Source organism: Mycobacterium interjectum (assembly GCF_900078675.2).
GTDB lineage: Bacteria > Actinomycetota > Actinomycetes > Mycobacteriales > Mycobacteriaceae > Mycobacterium > Mycobacterium interjectum.
In genome coordinates this window covers 4,738,779-4,740,535 of record NZ_LT546237.1, presented here as the reverse complement: position 1 = coordinate 4,740,535, position 1,757 = coordinate 4,738,779, and the positions used below count along the sequence as shown (strand labels likewise).

1 protein-coding gene is annotated in these 1,757 nt (G+C 71.8%); it reads right to left on the bottom strand.

What is annotated here, in order from left to right; genetic code table 11:
• The coding region (locus BN4348_RS62015; protein WP_456238214.1) for a DUF7159 family protein at positions 1 to 1,400 on the bottom strand (1,400 nt) is incomplete at its 3' end.
• Between the last annotated feature and the right edge of the window lie 357 nt (positions 1,401 to 1,757).

Sequence of the window (1,757 nt, the reverse complement as noted above, 5' to 3'; positions counted from 1 at the left end):
GGGCCGCCGTGGCCTTCGCCCGGGATGGGCAGCGAGCCTTCGCCGGGAGGAGCCTGGTGCGGCGGCGAATGCGGAACCGTGACCCCGCCCTGCGGCGGGACGGGCTGCGGAACATGCACCGGAAGCTGGGGCACCACGGGGCGCGGGGCCTGGATGAGCGGCGGGCTCACGACGGGGTTGGGAATGGGCACGCGGATCGGTGGCACCGGAATCGGCGCCACGGGCGGAACGACGACCGGAACCGGCACCACCGGAGCCGCCGGAATGGGCGGAGCGGCCGGAATGGGAGCCGCTGCCGGCGGACTCACCGGCCTGGGGGCCATCATCGGCTGCGGGACGGTGAAGTTCGGCTTCGGCACGGCCGCCTGAACCGGCGCGGGCGCGGGAGCCTGTTGCGTTGGGACGATGAGACTTTGGCCGGGGGTGGGCCGCAGCCCGACGGTCCCGGTCGTGCGGATGCCGATCGCCAGCGCGATTTCCAGCGCCAGCACCGCGCTGATGCCGACGACCGCCAAGCCGCTACCCACCAGCAGGACCGGCCTGCGACGTGGTTGCTCCGGTGCTTGAGCGAACAGCTTTTCGATGACGACCGTCTGGGCGTCGGCGACGTCGTCCGCCACGGCGCTGTAGGCGAGGTCGTCGCCGGGGTCGTCCCCGACCCTGAGGTAGTCCGGTATCGCGTACCGGTCGACGGCTCCGGTGCCGGGGTCCTGGGCGTAGGCCAGCGCCGCGGTCGACGAGGCGAACAGCGGCGCGTTCGCCGACGCCAGGGCCGCGCCCCGGGCCAGCGCGGGTTCCGGCTCCTCCGGGGCACTCACATCAAGCGACNCCGTCAACGGCAGCGTGGTCGCCGCCTCCAGCGCCGGCTTGATCATCGGGATGTCGATCCCGGAGCCGACGACGAACACGGCGTCGGGCCGGTTCTGCAGCGCCTCGGCGCCGGAGACCATCGAGGCCAGCTGCGTCACCGCCGCATCGTCGTCGGCGGGCAGGGGCTGCCGATAGACGTCGGTGACCGACCCGTCGGCGCTGTCGACGACCGCGAGGGTCGCGGTTTCGGGCTCGATGTACAGCAGCGCCGTGCGCGCGTAGTTGGTTTGGTTGCCCACCGTTTGAGCCAGCGCCGCCGCGGCCAAAAACGCCGAGACCAACATCACATTCTCGACCTTGTGGGCGGCCAGCGCATCGCGCAGCGCGGCCGCTTCGATCGGGTCGGTGAAGGTTACGCCCGTCGACGCGAGCTGGTAGCCGCCCTCCGACGCGCCCTCGCGGGTGCCGAGGATTGCGGAGACCACTTGGTCGGCTGCGGTGACGGTAGCCGCGTCGTCGTCGGTGGCCACGTCGAAATTGTCCTCGTCGACGGTGGCGCCGTCGGCGTTCTCACCTTCGAGCAGCACCATACGGACGGCCGTCGGCGCCATCGACACGCCAAGCACGGTGTCCATAGCTCCTCCATTGTTCGTTTGCCGGCCAGTGCGGGCGGCACGCGGTCGTCGCATGCGTCAGCGACGGTGACGCGCTGGAAATCCCCACCCTGTATTCCCCTAGTCGCCCAATTTTACGCGGCTCCGTCGGTCGGGGACGAGGCTAGGGGCCCAGGATTCCGTGCCCCAGGTGGCGGCGAAGCCAGTCCCAGTGGTCGTCGTGATCGTCGTCCCTGGGCAGCAGGGGCGGCCACTGCTGAGGGGGATTCGAACTCGGTCCCGGATTCGGCGCGGCCGGCGCGGGAGCCGGCGGGGCCGACGGGGGCGGCGCGG